Origin of the sequence: Amycolatopsis sp. NBC_01480, from assembly GCF_036227205.1 — a bacterium.
GTDB lineage: Bacteria > Actinomycetota > Actinomycetes > Mycobacteriales > Pseudonocardiaceae > Amycolatopsis.
The window spans coordinates 434,985-451,358 of sequence record NZ_CP109442.1; the positions used below are offsets into that span (position 1 = coordinate 434,985).

Here is a 16,374-nt window from a genome sequence, read left to right on the forward strand (position 1 = left end):
GGTTCGGGCGATGGAGCAGATCCGAGCCATGGCCGACCTCGCCACGCCGATGTCCATCCGGGTGGCCGCCACGCTCAGCTTGGCCGAGCACGCCGGAACCGTTGGGGCGACGGCAGAACAGCTCGCCGCCGCGACCGGAACCGCGGCGCCGGCCCTCCGGCGGCTGCTTGACCACCTCGTCGCGATCGACGTCTTCACGCTCGACGATGGCCGGTACCGCCCGACCGACCTCGGCGCGCAGCTGCGCGAGGACGCCCCGGAAGGGATCAAGCCGCTGCTCGACATCACCTGCGCCGGCGGCCGGGCCGAACTCGCGTTCGTCGACCTGCTCGGCACGATCACCACCGGAGAGCCCGCCTACGAGCAGCGGTACGGCCGCGGATTCTGGGCGGACCTCGGCGCGGACCCGAAGCTGCGGCGCACGTTCGACGCCCAGATGAACTGGCGGTTCCAGGCGCAGGCGCCGCAGATCGCCGAGCGTTTCGACTGGAGCCGGTTCACCGAGGTCCTGGACGTCGGCGGGGGCGACGGGATCGTGCTCGCGGAGATCCTGCGAGCCCATCCCGGTCTGCGCGGGCGGGTCCTGGACCTCGAGCCGACGAGCGCCGCGGCCGCCGATCGGTTCGCCGCCGCGGGATTCGGAGACCGGGCCGGCGCCGTTTCCGGCAGCTTCTTCGACCCGCTGCCCACCGGGGCCGACGCCTATCTCCTGTCCGACATCCTGCACGACTGGGACGACGAGCACGCCCGCGAAATCCTGGCCGGTTGCCGCCGGGCCGCCGCTCCGGACGGCACCGTGGTGGTGATCGAGGCGGTGCTCGGGCAGGGCACCGACACCGCGATGGATCTGTTCATGCTGATGTGTTTCGCCGGCCGGGAACGGACCGTCGACGAGCTGGCCGCGCTCGGCACCGGCGCCGGGCTCGTGCTCCGCGCGTCCAGCCCGATCGCGGACGGGCGGACGGCGCTGGCGTTCGGCGTCGCCCGAGCCGCGGACAAAACCACAGAAACCACACAGGACTGACACAACGGTGCCCCAGCTCGGGCCGTGAAGCTGGGGCCCATGACCGCAGTCGCGACCCCCGCCCGCCCGGCCGTCCCGGACCGGGCCCCTCGGAAAACCGATCCCCGCTGGGTTCGCCCAACGCTCCTGCTCCTGCTCGTCGCGACCGCGGGGCTCTACCTGTGGGACCTCGGCGCCTCGGGCTGGGCCAACGCGTTCTACTCAGCCGCCGCGCAAGCCGGCTCGGAGAGCTGGAAGGCGCTGTTCTTCGGTTCCAGCGACGCCGCGAACGGCATCACCGTCGACAAAACCCCGGCCGCGCTCTGGGTGATGAGCCTTTCCGCGCGGCTGTTCGGGGTGAACGCGTGGAGCATCCTGGTCCCGCAGGCGCTGATGGGCGTCGGCTCCACCTGGCTGCTGTACGCCACGGTGCGGCGGACGTCGGGCGCCGCGGCCGGGCTGCTGGCCGGCACCGTCCTCACGCTCACCCCTGCGGCGGCGCTGATCTTCCGCTTCAACAACCCGGACGCGCTGCTCGTGCTGCTGCTCGTAGCCGCCGCGTACGGCACCGTCCGCGCGCTGGAAAAAGCGAGCCCGAAGTGGCTCATGCTGGCCGGCGCGGCCGTCGGGTTCGGGTTCCTCGCCAAGATGCTGCAGGCGTTCCTGGTGCTGCCCGCGTTCGGCCTGGCGTACCTGATCGCCGCGCCGGCCTCGCTCCGCAAACGGCTGCTGCACCTGGCCGCCGCGACCGTCGCGGTGGTCGTCTCGGCGGGCTGGTACCTCGCGGTGGTGACGCTGTGGCCGGCCGCCGACCGGCCGTTCATCGGCGGCTCGCAGAACAACAGCCTGCTCGAACTCACGTTGGGCTACAACGGTTTCGGCCGCATCACCGGCGACGAGACCGGCAGCGTCGGCGGGGGCGGAGGCGGCGGTGGCTGGGGCAGCACCGGCCTGTTCCGGCTGTTCGGCAGCGAGATGGCCGGCGGCATCGCCTGGCTGATCCCGGCGGCGCTGCTCGCGCTCGGCGCCGGGCTCTGGTTCACCCGCCGCGCCCCGCGCACCGACCCCGGCCGCGCCGCGCTGGTCGTCTGGGGCGGCTGGCTGCTGGTGACGGCCGCGGTGTTCAGCTACATGGGCGGCATCATCCACCCGTACTACACGGTCGCGCTGGCCCCGGCGATCGCCGCGCTCGTCGGCACCGCCGCGGTGCAGCTTTGGCGCCTGCGCTCGGAACCGGCCGCCGCCGGGCTGCTCAGCGGCGGCGTCGCGCTGACCGCGCTGACCACGTACGCGCTGTTGATCCGCGATTCTTCGTGGTTGCCGTGGCTCGCCCCGACCGTGCTCGTGGCCGGGCTGCTCACCGCCGTCGCGCTGTTCTTCGTCAACCAGCTCGGCCGCGCCGCCGCGCGCGGGATCGCCGTGCTGGGCCTGGTGACGCTGCTCGCCGGGACCGGCGCGTACAGCCTCGCGACCGCCGCGACCACCCACAGCGGCGCCATTCCGTCGGCCGGGCCGAGCAGTGGCTTCGGCGGTATGCCTGGAGGTGGCGGTCCCGGTGGCAACGCCGGTGGCGGTCCTGGTGGAAATGGCGGCGGACGCGGCGGTGGCATGGCGGGCGGACTGCTCGGCACCTCGTTGCCCGGCGCCAACCTCACCGCCCTGCTGACCCGGGACGCGAGCCAGTACCGCTGGACGGCCGCGACCGTCGGCTCCAACAACGCCGCCGGCTACCAGCTCGGCAGCGGGCAGCCCGTGCTCGCCGTGGGCGGCTTCAACGGGACCGACCCGTACCCGACGCTGCAGCAGTTCCAGCAGTACGTCCGGAGTGGACAGATCCACTACTTCCTCGGCGAAGGCATGGGCATGCAGGGCGACAGCGGCAGCAACTACGCCGAGCAGATCGCCGAGTGGGTGGCGGCGAACTATCAATCGACCACTGTGGACGGTGTCACGGTGTACGACCTGACCGCCTGAGCCCCACGCGGCCAAGCCGATGGCCAGGTCCCGATGCGCCCCAATGTGGCGTTCGGTGCGTCCAACGCACCGAACGCCACATTGGGTGCGTGGAATCGGGGCTGGGCGCGGAGCGCTTCCGTTGAGGGTGGTGGTGGGGCAGGGCTGGAGCAACCAAGGCTGGGGCGCTCCGACCCACAGGGCCACCACAGGAATGCCACAAGGTAGCCAAAGCCAGGGCCGCGAAGGTGAACTCATGAACGCCACCGCTCCCTCCCGCAGCAGCGCCGGCACCGTGCCCGCCCCGCGGCCGGGCACCACCCCGGTCGGCCTCAGCGGCCCGCACCCGGTCCTCGACGTCGTGATCCCGGTCTACAACGAGGAGACCGACCTCGAGCCCTGCATCCGCCGCCTGCACGCGCACCTGGAAGAACACGTCACCTACCCGTACCGGATCACCATCGCGGACAACGCGAGCACGGACGAGACCCTGCACGTCGCCGAGCGGCTCGCGCGGGAGATCCCCGAAGTCGTGGTCCACCACCTGGACGAGAAGGGCCGCGGGCGCGCGCTCCGCGCCGTCTGGTCTACATCGGACGCCAGCGTGCTGGCCTACATGGACGTGGACCTGTCGACGGACCTCGCCGCGCTCGCGCCGCTGGTGGCGCCGCTGCTGTCCGGGCATTCGGACCTCGCCATCGGCAGCCGGCTGGCTCGCGGGGCGCGCGTGGTCCGCGGGCCGAAGCGGGAGTTCATCTCGCGTTGCTACAACCTGATCCTCAAGGGCACGCTGGCGGCGAAGTTCTCCGACGCGCAGTGCGGTTTCAAGGCCATCCGCGGCGATGTCGCCCGGCGGCTGCTGCCGCACGTGCAGGACACCGGCTGGTTCTTCGACACCGAGCTGCTGGTGCTCGCGCAACGGTCCGGCCTGCGCATCCACGAGGTGCCGGTGGACTGGGTCGACGACCCGGACTCGTCGGTCAACATCATCGCCACGGCGACCGCGGACCTCAAGGGCGTCGCGCGGCTGACCCGCGCCACGTTCACCGGCGAGGTCCCGATCAGCCGGCTGCGCGAGCAGCTCGGCCGGGAGCCCATCGGCGTCGAGGCGCCGGGGGTGCCGCCGAGCCTGGCGCGTCAGCTGGTGCGGTTCGCCGCCGTCGGCGTCGCCAGCACCGCCGCGTACCTGCTGCTGTTCCTGTTGCTGCGCGCCGGAGTCGGCTCGCAGGTCGCGAACTTCACCGCGCTGCTCGTCACCGCGATCGCCAACACCGCCGTCAACCGCCGGGTCACCTTCGGCGTGCGCGGGCGGACCGGCGCCGGGCGGCACCAGTTCGAGGGCCTGATCGTGTTCGGCCTCGGTCTGCTGCTGACCAGCGGTTCGCTGGCTCTGCTCAACGGGACCACCCACCCCGGGCTGGTCCTGGAAACCACTGTGCTCGTGCTGGCGAACCTGGCCGCCACGGTGCTCCGCTTCCTGTTGCTGCGCGGCTGGGTCTTCAACCCCCGCCGCGGGCGCGCCACCGCCGAGGAGAACCGATGACCGCCGTCCTGCCCGCTCCCGTCGAGGGCGTCACCGCCCGAGATCCGCGGCACCGCAAGGAAAACGCGCCACGCTGGGTGCGCCCGTCCGTGTTCGGGCTGCTCGCGGTGACCGCCGTCCTGTACTTCTGGAACCTGACCGCCTCCGGCTACGGGAACTCGTTCTACGCGGCCGCCGTGCAGTCGGGAACGCAGAGCCTGAAGGCCTGGCTGTTCGGCTCGCTGGACTCCGGCAACGTGATCACGGTCGACAAACCGCCCGCCGCACTGTGGGTCGGCACGGCCTTCGCGCGAATCTTCGGGTTCTCCAGCTTCACGGTGCTGGCCCCGCAGGCGCTGATGGGCGTCGCGTCCGTCGGCCTGCTGTACCTGACGGTGCGGCGGGTTTCCGGCCCGGTGCCCGGCCTGCTGGCCGGCGCGGTGCTCGCGCTGACGCCGGTGGCCGCGCTGATGTTCCGGTTCAACAACCCGGACGCGCTGCTGGTGCTGCTGCTGATCGCGGCCGCGTACTTCACCGTCCGCGCCGTCGAAAAGGCGAGCCCGATGTGGCTCGCGCTGGCCGGCGTCGCGATCGGGTTCGGCTTCCTGACGAAGATGATGCAGGCGTTCCTGGTGCTGCCCGCGTTCGCCCTGGTCTACCTGATCGCCGCGCCGACCGGGCTGGGCAAACGCTTGCTGCACCTGCTCGGCGCCGCGGCCGCGGTGGTCGTCTCGGCGGGCTGGTTCCTCGCGCTGGTCGCGTTCTGGCCGGCGTCTTCCCGCCCGTATATCGGCGGCTCGACCGGGAACAGCCTGCTGGAGCTCGCATTGGGCTACAACGGCCTCGGCCGGATCTTCGGCGGCGAGGGCAACCGCGGCGGTGGCGGCGGCGGATTCGGTGGTGGCGGCGCCAACACGAGTTTCGGCGGCGCCAGCGGCATCGGCCGGATGTTCGGCGCCAGCTTCGGCACCGAGATCTCCTGGCTGCTGCCCGCCGCGCTGATCGGTCTGGTCGCCGGGCTGTGGTTCACCCGGCGCGCCGCACGCACCGACCGCACGCGCGCGTCGCTGCTGATCTGGGGCGGCTGGCTGCTGGTGACCGGGCTGGTCTTCAGCTTCATGGGCGGGACGATCCACCCGTACTACGCCGTGCAGCTCGCCCCGGCGATCGCCGCGGTGGTCGCCATCTCCGGGCACGCGCTGTGGCGCAGCCGCGCGAACATGTCGGCCCGGATGGTGCTGGGCGGGATGATCGCGGTCACGGGGGTGTGGGACTTCATCCTGCTCGAGCGGACGCCGGACTGGCTGCCGTGGCTGCGCTGGGTCGTCGCGGTGCTGGCGCTGCTGGTCGCGACCGTCGTGGTGGTCGGGCTGCCGCCGATGCGCAAGGCGCTCGCGGTGCTGGCCGCGGCGAGCGTGCTGACGCTGGGACTCGGCACTGCCGCGTACGCCGTGGACACGACCTCGGTGGCGCACACCGGGTCCATCCCGGTCTCCGGGCCCTCCTCGCAGAACGGCATCGGCGGTGGCCGGATGGGCGGCGGCGGTGGCTTCGGCGAAGACAGCTCGAGTACCGCGTTGTCGCAGTTGCTGGCGAAGACCACGACCAAGTGGGCGGCGGCGACCAGTGGCTCGCAGTCGGCTGCTTCGCTGGAGCTGGCCAGTGGCAAGGCCGTGATCGGCATCGGCGGCTGGGACGGCAGTGATCCCGCGCCGACGCTGGCCCAGTTCAAGCAGTACGTGGCGGACGGCGAGATCTCGTACTACGTCGTCGGCGGCCAGGGCGGTGGCCAAGGCGGCCCCGGCGGCGGCTCGACCGAGATCAGCGACTGGGTGGCGGCGAACTTCACCGCGACCACGGTGGGCGGGCAGACCGTGTACCAGCTCACTGCCTGATCGTCGGTGAAGGCCTCCTTGCCCGCGGGCGAGGAGGCCTTCACTGCGTTCGGCAGGAAACAGCTGACCTACAGCCGCCCCTCAGGATGCTCCCAGGATTCGGGCGCATTCTGGAGTCAAGGGGAAGCCGCGAGACAGCCGGGAGGACGCCATGGCCGGGACTCGATACCCACGCTGGCACACCGCGAGCGCGCAGGGGCCACGCGAGCGCAATGCCGACGCGGTCAGCGCGTACGCACTGGCCGGCGCGCCGGGCATCACGTTTGCGCTTGCCGACGGCGTCGGCGACGACCCGGGTGCCGGCCGCGCCGCCCAGACCGCCGCCGCGGCCGCCGCGCGCACCCCGGTGGCCGACGGCCCGGTCGCCGCGATCCTGAACGCGCAGCGGGCGCTGCGCGAACTCGGCGGCACCGGCGACGCCGTGCTGGTCGTCGCGATGCCGTTCGCGGGCGGCTACCGGATCGCCTGGGTCGGCGACGCCCGCGCGTACGCCTGGGACGGCAGCATGGTCCGCCGGCTCACCGTGGACCACACGCTCGCCGAGTACTTCCGCTCGCGCCACCAGCCGTACACCCCGCGGATGGAGCACATGGTGACCACCAGCGTCCGCACCACGAAACCGCACGAGATCGGCACTTCCGAGGTAGTCGGCGGCGGGTTGCTGCTGACCAGCGACGGCGTCCACAAGGTGCTCCCACCGGCGACCATCGACGAGCTGCTCGGCGACCCTGGGCGCGGCGCCGCGGCCTTGGTCGAGACGGCGATCGCCATCGGCGGCTCCGACAACGCGACTGCGCTGTTCGTCGAACAGCCGGAGGTGGACGTCGCTCACGTCGTCACGGAGCGGTTTCCGGTTGCCGCCTGACGCTGGATGATCCTCGTTTTCCCTTGGGGCGTAAGGGAAATTCGGGTTGTTCTGGGTTGGGGTGCGAAAATTGTCGGTGGGTCTCGCTACGGTCGGCTTCAACGGATCGGGGAGGGACCATGCGGACCGGGGACTGGGCAGGACTGGGTTGGGACGGCTGGGGTGACCTGGCCGCTGTGCGCGAGCGGCTGGCAGCGGGGGCCGACCCGCTCGCCATGGATTCGTTCTGGGGAACGCCACTGCACGAGGCGGCGGAACGCGGCTGGCCGGAGGTCGTCGCGGAGCTGGCCGCGCGGGCCGGCGAGGTGGATGTGCTGCACGAGGGCCGGACGCCCCTCTGGCTGGCTGTTTTCGGCGAACGGCCGGACAACGCGCTGGCGCTGGCCGAAGCGGGTGCCGACCCCTGGCGGCCGATGATGGCGGGCTGGTCGCCCGGGAGGCTCGCGTTGGCCACGCCGGACCCGGATCTGTTCGGGCCGCCGCCCACCGGGGTGAGCCGCTACCTCGACGAGGCAGAAGCACTGGCCGGCGCCCAGGCGCGAGAGCTGGTCGCGGTGCTCGACGACCGCTATTTCGAGGGCGCCAGCGTGATGTGCGTCGCGAACGTCGACGCGGCGGAGGCCATCCGGCGGCTGCAGGCGGAACCGGTCGAGGACGACGGGACCGACGAGATGGCGGACATCCTGGAAGATCCGTGGTCATACGATTTCGAGGAAATCGGTCCGATCGTCGGGGTGAGCGACGTGCCCGGTGGCTGCGTCGTGACTCAGCCATGGGGACCCCGAGCTTCCTCGCCGGTGGTCGGCAAGCTGCTGTCGGTGGGCACGGTCGGCTACGGCGTGTTCTCGAATGCCAAGAGCGGCAACCAGGGGGACATCGTCCGGGACGGTGTCCTCGAGGCCTGGGACCTCCGCCCCGGCAGCGGTTCTGTCGAGGAGAACGCGAGTGCGGAAGAGGTGCTTCTCGGCTTTCTCTATCGGCACCACGCGTTTGCGTACGCCTTCGCGTACGCGAGTTTGCGGCCGACCGACTCCCGGCCCGTCACGGGTCCGGCCGACGTCTGGCTGCGCTTGCCGGACCGCGAATAATGGGCGGTGTGACTATGGGGCGATGTGATTACTGGGGAGCGTCTTGAGCCGAGCGCCGCTGACGACGTAGCTGCCGGTATTCCCGGAACACAAGCACGATGATCACGGCGTCGAGCGCCGCGAAAAACGGCAGCGCGATCGAGCCGGTATTGATCGCGCGGTACACCTCGTAAACGACGAAGGCGGCCAAAACCACCATCGCGACCGGGTAGGCGCGCACCCACTTGCGGGCGAGCGCGAACACCAGCGCGAGCTTGATCACGCCGTGCGCCAGCAGGTACACCACGGCGAAGGTCTTGGTGCTGCCGTCGGCGAAGTGCTCAGCCGCCAGCTCCAGATGCCGCGCGAGCGTGCCCGACGGGTCGCCCAGCAGGTCCCGGGTGATCACCGCATGCGCGAACCCGGTGACGGCCGTCGACGGGATGAACGCCAGAATCAGCGCCCCCACCAGCTGCAACGCGCCATCAAGGCCCTTCAGCGCGATCGCGATCCGGAACAGCTTCTCCGTCGAGTTCGCCGGCTTGTCCTCGCTCATCCGTCCAGCCAACACGAAAAGCGCAGGCCGCGCTCGTTCTGAGCCCTCCGACACGGAACGGCGACGCGAGCCTTGTGCCCGGGTCCGGATCCGGGCGCAGGCCGCGCCTGCCGATCAAACCGCGACCAGACGGGCATTTGGGGCAGCATTCACTGCGCCGCCCCGCGCGATTGCGGACACTGGCCACTGCCGACACACTGCTGCCAGCCTGCGCCGTCGACCAGGTGGGGTTCCCGATCGCGGCGTCGGGGCATCGAGCGCGCCTTGCAATGCCTGCCACGTCAACATTCCAGACGCCTCACCTCCCTGCCGCAGCACCATTCCAGCCGCTCTACCACCCAGCCGCTCCACCGCTTGCTGCCCCGCCGCACCACACACCCAGCTACCCAGCCACACCACCGCCAGCCGCGCCATCGTCCTATCGGGTCACTGTCCAGCAGCGTCGCCGGCTGGCAGCGTCGCTGTTCCCTCCCTGGCCAGGCAGGTCGGGCAGTGCTCATGTCGGGCCGTGCGGTCGGTCGGATCCTTGCCGTAGAAGGGAAAACACGCGGCGCCGCACAGGGCCAGGAACACCGCGCCGCAGCGGAGGGGGCGGCGGCCGACCTGGTGGGCCAGGCCCGCGGCGCGGCGGCGCGCGCCCGCGCCCGGCAGCCAGCCGTGCGCGGGCAGAGTGGCGAGGATGGCGGCGTTCACCTCCTCCGACCGGCGCAGCAACGCCCCGCCCAGGTCCACCAGCCGCTCGCCGAGGTCGCGGAGGGCGTCCGGGCGAGGGGACTCCTCTTCGACGGCCCGGGTCAGGAAGGCCAGATCCGCGGGCAGCGAAGCCTCCAGGTCCCGGATCCGGTCGAACAGCCGGGCGTCGGTCAGCCAGGCGTCGGTCAGCCGGGCATCGGTCAGCTGCGGTTCAGCCACGTGGACGCACATCCCCCGCACGTGGGATCGAACCAGTGCCCGCCGAGCTGCGGGATGTCCTCCCGCGTCACGGTCACCTCCGCTCCGCACAACGCCACGAACGACTCCTCCGGCCGCGGCGGGAACACCCCCTCGAACGCATGTCGTTTCCCTTCCGCCTGCTGCCATCTGAACACGACGATCACCCCATTCCGGACCATGACCGCCAGCAAAGCCGTCGGCAGGCGGTGACACCTATTCCCGGCGTGGGTGATCACGACTCCGGGAACACCGGAAATCGGCTCAGATCAAATGGTCGAACTCACCACTGACCCAGCGAATGTGACGAGTCGCCGAAGCACGCACAATCTGCTTCGCATCACGGTCGACGGTGTTTCCGCCGAGGGTGTAAAGCCGGTCGTACTCGTAGGGCTCCAACCTCTCGACGATGCGCCGCACCGCCGCCGCCGAGAGCGGAACACGCCGCGGGACATTGCGCTGGAACGAAACCCAGCCCGGGTCCAGACTGCCGGCAATGGTGTCGCCGACCAGTAACGTGCCGTCGGCCGTCCGGGCGACCGCGCTGCCGCGCATGTGCCCACCCACGTGCACGAGTTCGACCCCGGGCAACGGTTCGGCGTGGCCGGTCCACAGCTCCAGCACCGGATCCGGGCGCGCCACCCATTCCTCGTCCAGCGCGTTCACCAGCACGGGCACCCGGCCGAACGCGTGGCTCCAGCTGACCTGCGCGGCGAACATGTGCGGATGGCTGGACGCGATCACCGCCACCCCGCCCAGCGCACGCACCAGGCCGGCCACCTGGTCGTCGACGAAAACGGGCGGGTCCCACAGCAGGTTGCCGCGCGGGGTCTGCACCAGGAACGACCACTGGCCGATCCCCAGCACGGGCTCGCGACGCAGGCTGTGCACCCCGCGCCCGTGGTCGCGGTGCCGGATCTCGTACGGCCGGCCTGCCAGCTCCTCGTGCGTGGTCCACGATCCGTGCGGACCGAGGTCACCCCGCTCCTCGTCGGTGACCGCGCCGCGGTCGAAGACACAATGTTCCGGCGGCACAACGGAATCCGGGTGCTCGAGGCCGCATCCGGTACAGATCCAGATCGTCATGGCACGACCTTGTTACCTCCACCGAGGTCGAGGTCAAGCCCGGGTCAGATGGTCGAGGATCAGCGAGAGGGTGAAGTCGAAACGGTCGTGGCCGCTGCCGGAAGTCAGTTCGGCCGCGTGACGGCTGGTGTGCGGGAAGCGGTCGGCGGGCAGGGCGCTCAGCCGGCTGACGAGTTCTTCGCGGCTGAGGACCCAGTCGTCGTCGTGGTGTTGCCGTCGTTGCTGGACGAGTGAGCGTTCCAGGGCATAGCCGTTGACGTACAGGGTCAGCGCGTCGAGCACCCACGCGGCGGTCTGAGCTTCGAGACCCCCGGCGAGCAGGATGGCAAGCAGCCCCTCGCCGACCCGCAGCGTCTCGAGGTGAGTGGAGACCACGGCCAGCGCCGCGCGCGAGACGCCCGGGTACTTCAGGTACTGGTCGCGCATCTGGGCATAAACGTCGAGCAACTGCTCGCGCCAGGTGGCGGGGTCGGGCTCGGGCAGCTTGATCTCGGAGTAGAGCCGGCCGATGAGCAGATCGTCGAGGTCGTCCTTGTTGACGATGTGCGCGTACAGCGAGGACGGCCCGGTCTCGAGCACGGCCGCGACCCGGCGGATCGTCAGCGCGTCGTAGCCCTCGGCGGCGATGACCTGCAGCGCGGCGTCGGTGATCCGGTCGGCCGTGATCGGTGTCTTGCGCTTCTTCGGCGAAGCAACGTCCTCCCGAGGCTGGACGTGCAGGGCCGCGCGGCGTTGGCGGGGATCGGTGGGCATGCAGTCACTATAGCTTGACACGAACTTAGTTCGCCGAGTAGAACATTGTTCGTGACTACAGAACTAAGTTCGTTGGAGCCGCCCAGAGCCGCTCCCCTCCCCCTCGGCCGGGCCTGGCTGGTCCTGGTGGTCGTGGTCGTCGCCGAGCTGATGGACCTGATCGACACCAGCGTCGCCAACCTCGCCGGCCCCTCGATCCGCGCCGACCTCGGCGGCGGGCCGATGACGCTGCAGTGGGTGCTGTCCGCCTACACCGCGGCCTTCGCCCTCGGCCTGATCACCTCCGGCCGGCTCGGCGACCTGCTCGGCCGGCGCCGGCTGTTCCTGATCGGCATGGCCGGCTTCACCGCCGCGTCGCTGGCCTGCGGCCTCGCGCCCAGCGCCGGTTTCCTGATCGCCGCCCGCGTGTTCCAGGGCCTGTTCGGCTCGGTGATGATCCCGCAGGGCATGGCCCTGGTGAAGATCGTCTTCCCGCCGCAGCACCTGCGCAAAGCCCTGATGCCGTTCGGCCCGATCATGGGCCTGGCCACGGTGGCCGGGCCGATCCTGGCCGGCTGGCTGCTGCACCTGGACCTGTTCGGCAGCCAGTGGCGCTCGATCTTCCTGATCAACGTCCCGTTCGGCCTCGCCGCCGGCGCGCTCGCCTGGTTCGTGCTGCCGCGCCACAGCGGCGAGGACCGCCGAGCCCGTCTCGACCTCCGCGGCGCGGGCCTGCTCACCGCCGGCTCGGCCCTGTTGATCGTGCCGCTCATCCAGGGCCGCGAGCTCGGCTGGCCCGCCTGGACGTACGTGATGATCGCCGCCGGGCTGGCCGCCTTCGGGCTGTTCGTCGTGTCCGAACGCCGCAGCAGCCACCCGGTGATCACCCCGTCGCTGTTCCGCAAGCGCAGTTTCCTCGTCGGCCTGCTGATCACCGGCGGGTTCTACGCCGCGCTCAGCGCGTTTGTCCTGGTCGTCAACCTGCTGTTGCAGTCCGGCCTGGGCTGGACCCCGCTGCAGACCGGTTTCGCGCTGATCCCCTGGGCCGCGGGCACCGCGGTCGCCACCCTGGTGTCCGGCGCGGTGCTCGCTGAGAAGCTCGGCCGCGCCAACCTGTTCCTCGGACTGGCCGTCGCCGTCGCCGGGCTGCTCGGCCTCTGGTGGTCCGCCGCGCACTGGGGCGAAGCCCTGACCGTGTGGAACCTGGCGCCGGCCCTGTTCGTCACCGGCGCCGGTTCCGGACTGCTGTTCATCCCGCTGTTCGACTTCATCCTCGGCGACGCCAACACCGAAGAGGTCGGCACCGGCGCGGGTTTGCTCAACGCCGCCCAGCAGTTCGCCGGCGCCCTCGGTGTCGCCGCGCTCGGCACGGTGTTCTTCGCCCGCGTCGGCGCCCCCGCCAACCCGTCCTACTTCGCCGCCGCCGAGCTGGTGTTCGCCATCTGCGCCGGCATCTACTTCCTCGTCCTGCTGTTGGTCGGACTGCTGCCGAAGCACTCCCAGCCGGCCGGCCACTGAACCGAAAGAACCTTACTGTGCCTACGAAAACCGCCCTGATCACCGGCGCCAGCCGTCCCGTCGGCCTCGGGTTCGCGGTCGCCCGCCTCCTGGCCGAGCAGGGTTACCACGTGATCCTCACCGCCCGCGACGTCGCCCGCGCCGAACCGCTCGCCGCCGAACTCCGCGCCGCCGGCCACCAAGCCACCGCGTTGCGCCTCGACCTCACCGACCCGGCCAGCATCACCGAAGCCGCCGCGCGCCTGACCGGCCATCTCGACGTGCTGATCAACAACGCCAGCGACGTCGTCGACTTCACCGCCCTCTCCGCGCTCGAAGCCGATGTCAACGCCGTCCGCTCGGCTTTGGACATCGACGTGCTCGGGCCCTGGCAGCTGGTCCAGACGTTGCTGCCGCTGCTCGAAGCGGCCCCCGCCGCCCGCATCGTCAACGTTTCCAGCGTCTCCGCGCTGCAGATCGCCACCGGCCTCGACCTGCGCGCCAGCCTGCGCGCGCCGGCCCATTCCTTCGCCAAGCACACGCTGAACGTCCTCACCGAAGTGCTCGTCCACGCGCTGAAGGACACCCCGATCCTGGTCAACTCCGTCGACCCGGGTGAAACCGCCACCCATCCCGAACGCGGCGACGAAGACGACGCCCGCCCCGCCGCCGACAGCGCCCGCGGCATCGTGTGGGCCGCGACGCTGCCGCCCGACGGTCCCACCGGCGGGTTCTTCCGCGACGGCGAATCCCTGCTCTGAACCGACGGTGGCCGCCCCCGCGAGGGAACGGCCACCGGCGAATCAGGAGCGGGCCAGCGGGGGTGGGGCGGAGTTCGTGCCCCAGCTCGTCGGCTGGTCGGCGAGCCGCACGTGGATCGTGCCGGCGCGCAGGAAGTCCTCGTTGCTCAGCCAGCTCTGGCGCAGCTCGCCCCGGCGAGTGTCCACACCGGACACATACTGGAGCTTGGCCGCGCTGGCCCCGGGTGCCTCGATGCTCACCGGGCGCCCACCGGATGGCCGGATCTCCACCTTCTCGAACATCGGCGCGCTGATCAGGTACGTGCTCGAGCCCGGCTGGGCCTCGAACACCCCGGCCATCGAGAACACCAGCCACGACGAGATGGTGCCGAGGTCGTCGTTGCCGGGCATGCCGTACGGGGTGTCGGTGAACAGCGTCCGCGCCGCGCGCAGCACCGCCGAAGTCTTCCACGGAGCGCCAGTCCACGCGTACATCCAGGGCGCGTGCAGGTCCGGCTCGTTGTTGGGGTTGAAGGCGAAGTTGTTGTGGTAGTCGTACGCGCCGTGGACCCAGGAGTCCGCGGCGGCCTTCGCCGGATCGGTCAGCACCAATGGCGTGTCGAAGAAGGTGTCGAGCCGCTTCTCCGCCTGGCCCGCGCCGCCCATCTGCGCGAACAGCTGCTGCGGGTCCTGCTGCGCGAGCCACTGGTACTGCCACGGCGTGCCTTCGTGGAAACCGGTCGACTGCGCCGGGTCGGGATCGCCGACGCCGGTGCCGTCCGCCGCCTTCGTGCGCGGGAAGCCGGTGAAACCGTGCGAGGAGATGCTCGGGTCCCACAGTTTCGTGAAGTTGTCACAACGCTGGGCGAGCGTGGCCGCCTTGTCGAGGTAGCCGAGCCCGGACGCCATTGTGGACAGTGCGCAGTCGGCCAGCGAGTACTCCAGCGTCGCCGAGCCCGCCTGACGGCTGTCGCCGAAGGTGTAGCCGGGCCGGTCCTGGTAGCCGATCCAGCCGTTCCGCACGTACGTCGGATTGCCGTCGCGGCCACGGAAGATCGACTGATCGGCCGGGACCTCGTTGACGTTCTTCCACAACGCGTCGAACAGCTGCCGCGCGGTGCGGTCGTCGAGCAGGCCGCGGCGGTAGTTGTCGACGATCCACGGGGTGACGGGGTCGCCGCTCATCACGTTCGTCTCACCGCCGCCGAGCGCCCACCTCGGCACCCAGCCGCCGTCCTGGTAGATCCGCAGGATCGATTTCGCCATGTCCGCGGCCTTGTCCGGGTGCAGCAGCGCGACGAGCTGGTTCTGCGAGCGATAGGTGTCCCAGAGCGAAAACATCTGGTAGTACGGCGAATCGCTGCGGTGCACCTGGTCGTCGAAGCCGCGGTACCGGTTATCCACATCGGACCCGATCGACGGGTGCAGCAGCGAGCGGTAGAGCGCGCTGTAGTACGTGCGCTGATCGGCGGTGGCCCCGCCGGCGACGCGCATCCGGTTCAGCTCGTCCTGCCAGGTGCTGTGGGCGGCGGCGCGGGCGCGGTCGAACGACTTCGGCTGCTCCGCCTTGCGGTTGAGCCGCGCGCCGTCGACGGAGGTGTACGACACCCCGACCGACGCGCCCACCTGGCCACCGCGAGCGGGGTCGAAGGTGAGCCAGGCACCCGCGCGCTGTGTGCCGAGCGAGGCGTCACGCTGGTTCGGCGTCAGCTTGCCGTCGGTCCAGGTGCCGACGGCCGAGAACGTCCGGTCGAACTTCGCGCTGAAGTAGACGCGGTACCGCTCCTTTTGCGTCTCCCCGCAGAAGTTCCCGCCCTGCAGCCAGCCCTCGACGGTGTCGTTGCCGACCACGTGGACGTCGCCGGCGTAGGTGTACCCGTTGCTCTCGCCGACCTCGATCAGCACGTTCTCGCTCGCCGCGCCGGCCGGGAAGGTGTAACGGTGCTGGCCGGTGCGCTGGGTGGCGGTCAGCTCGGCCTGGATGCCGTTGTCGAGCTTCACGCCGTAGTAGCCCGGCTCGCGGGTTTCGTTGGCGTGGCTGAACTTCGCGCCGTACTGCGCCGGGTCCGAGGAGGTGACGGCGCCGGTGGTCGGCATGAAGCGGAAGTTGCCCATGGTCTGGCAGCCGACGCCGGACAGGTGCGTGTGGCTGAAGCCGAGCACGGTGTCCTGCGCGTAGTCGTAGGAGGCGTACTTCTTCAGCTGGGTGTCCGGGCTCAGCTGCACCATGCCGAACGGCGTGGTGGCGCCCGGGAAGGTGGTGCCGTCGCCGTTGTTGCCGATCGAAGTGTCGACCAGCTTCGTCGGGTCGGCGGCGAACTGCGGGCCGCGGTCGTGGGCCGCCGCGGTGCCCGTGGTGGCCATGGCGCCCAGGGAGCAGGCGAGCGCCAAGGCGGCGAAGACGCGTTTCCGCGCTCTCATCGCGATCCTCTCGTGCTGACAACGTTGTCAATCCAGTGCCCACGATCTTTGCCGGTCCGGCTTGTCCCGTCAATCCGCCTTTGGTCGGGCCGGGCGGTTCGGCGCGG

Annotated in this window: 14 protein-coding genes; 8 read left to right on the plus strand and 6 right to left on the minus strand. The window is 70.8% G+C overall.

Translation table 11 applies throughout. The features are described from left to right. Nucleotides 1–10: 10 nt before the first annotated feature. The 6 genes from OG371_RS02170 to OG371_RS02195 all read left to right on the plus strand — a co-directional run bounded on the left by OG371_RS02170 (nucleotide 11) and on the right by OG371_RS02195 (nucleotide 8,326). Complete coding sequence (locus OG371_RS02170) at nucleotides 11–1,024, plus strand: methyltransferase (protein WP_329064980.1); 1,014 nt, start codon at nucleotides 11–13, stop codon at nucleotides 1,022–1,024. A gap of 39 nt (nucleotides 1,025–1,063) precedes the next feature. Further along, nucleotides 1,064–2,977 (plus strand): glycosyltransferase family 39 protein, encoded by a 1,914-nt coding sequence (locus OG371_RS02175; RefSeq protein ID WP_329064983.1) that lies wholly within the window; start codon nucleotides 1,064–1,066, stop codon nucleotides 2,975–2,977. A gap of 235 nt (nucleotides 2,978–3,212) precedes the next feature. Then, nucleotides 3,213–4,499, plus strand: coding sequence for a glycosyltransferase (locus OG371_RS02180; protein WP_329064985.1), 1,287 nt, complete (start codon nucleotides 3,213–3,215; stop codon nucleotides 4,497–4,499). Beyond that, nucleotides 4,496–6,373 carry a glycosyltransferase family 39 protein gene (locus OG371_RS02185; RefSeq protein ID WP_329064987.1) on the plus strand — a complete coding sequence of 626 codons (1,878 nt, stop codon included), beginning with the start codon at nucleotides 4,496–4,498 and terminating at the stop codon, nucleotides 6,371–6,373. The genes OG371_RS02180 and OG371_RS02185 overlap by 4 nt, the downstream gene beginning before the upstream one ends. A 151-nt stretch (nucleotides 6,374–6,524) precedes the next feature. Further along, nucleotides 6,525–7,238, plus strand: coding sequence for a PP2C family protein-serine/threonine phosphatase (locus OG371_RS02190; RefSeq protein ID WP_329064989.1), 714 nt, complete (start codon nucleotides 6,525–6,527; stop codon nucleotides 7,236–7,238). 119 nt (nucleotides 7,239–7,357) lie between these two features. After that, nucleotides 7,358–8,326 (plus strand): ankyrin repeat domain-containing protein, encoded by a 969-nt coding sequence (locus OG371_RS02195; protein ID WP_329064991.1) that lies wholly within the window; start codon nucleotides 7,358–7,360, stop codon nucleotides 8,324–8,326. A 28-nt stretch (nucleotides 8,327–8,354) separates the two neighbouring features. On the opposite strand, the gene OG371_RS02200 is transcribed toward OG371_RS02195, so the two are convergent. The 5 genes from OG371_RS02200 to OG371_RS02220 all read right to left on the minus strand — a co-directional run bounded on the left by OG371_RS02200 (nucleotide 8,355) and on the right by OG371_RS02220 (nucleotide 11,630). Further along, on the minus strand, nucleotides 8,355–8,861 hold the full coding sequence (locus tag OG371_RS02200) for a DUF2127 domain-containing protein (protein WP_329064993.1): 507 nt from the start codon (nucleotides 8,859–8,861) through the stop codon (nucleotides 8,355–8,357). Nucleotides 8,862–9,287: 426 nt separating this feature from the next. Next, nucleotides 9,288–9,773 carry a hypothetical protein gene (locus OG371_RS02205; protein ID WP_329064995.1) on the minus strand — a complete coding sequence of 162 codons (486 nt, stop codon included), beginning with the start codon at nucleotides 9,771–9,773 and terminating at the stop codon, nucleotides 9,288–9,290. Further along, nucleotides 9,755–9,949, minus strand: coding sequence for a zinc finger protein (locus OG371_RS02210; RefSeq protein WP_329064997.1), 195 nt, complete (start codon nucleotides 9,947–9,949; stop codon nucleotides 9,755–9,757). Before OG371_RS02210 ends, OG371_RS02205 begins: the two co-directional genes overlap by 19 nt. A gap of 106 nt (nucleotides 9,950–10,055) precedes the next feature. After that, nucleotides 10,056–10,877, minus strand: a complete 822-nt coding sequence (locus OG371_RS02215) for a hydrolase (RefSeq protein ID WP_329065000.1) — start codon at nucleotides 10,875–10,877, stop codon at nucleotides 10,056–10,058. Nucleotides 10,878–10,910: 33 nt separating this feature from the next. Then, nucleotides 10,911–11,630: a TetR/AcrR family transcriptional regulator gene (locus OG371_RS02220; protein ID WP_329065001.1), complete on the minus strand. Its 720-nt coding sequence runs from the start codon at nucleotides 11,628–11,630 to the stop codon at nucleotides 10,911–10,913. A 51-nt stretch (nucleotides 11,631–11,681) separates the two neighbouring features. Here OG371_RS02220 and OG371_RS02225 point away from each other — a divergent pair, with 51 nt between their 5' ends. Further along, nucleotides 11,682–13,127: a DHA2 family efflux MFS transporter permease subunit gene (locus OG371_RS02225; RefSeq protein WP_329065003.1), complete on the plus strand. Its 1,446-nt coding sequence runs from the start codon at nucleotides 11,682–11,684 to the stop codon at nucleotides 13,125–13,127. A 17-nt stretch (nucleotides 13,128–13,144) separates the two neighbouring features. After that, nucleotides 13,145–13,867, plus strand: coding sequence for an SDR family NAD(P)-dependent oxidoreductase (locus OG371_RS02230; protein ID WP_329065005.1), 723 nt, complete (start codon nucleotides 13,145–13,147; stop codon nucleotides 13,865–13,867). Nucleotides 13,868–13,909: 42 nt separating this feature from the next. On the opposite strand, the gene OG371_RS02235 is transcribed toward OG371_RS02230, so the two are convergent. Next, nucleotides 13,910–16,267: a GH92 family glycosyl hydrolase gene (locus OG371_RS02235; protein ID WP_329065007.1), complete on the minus strand. Its 2,358-nt coding sequence runs from the start codon at nucleotides 16,265–16,267 to the stop codon at nucleotides 13,910–13,912. Nucleotides 16,268–16,374: the final 107 nt, after the last annotated feature.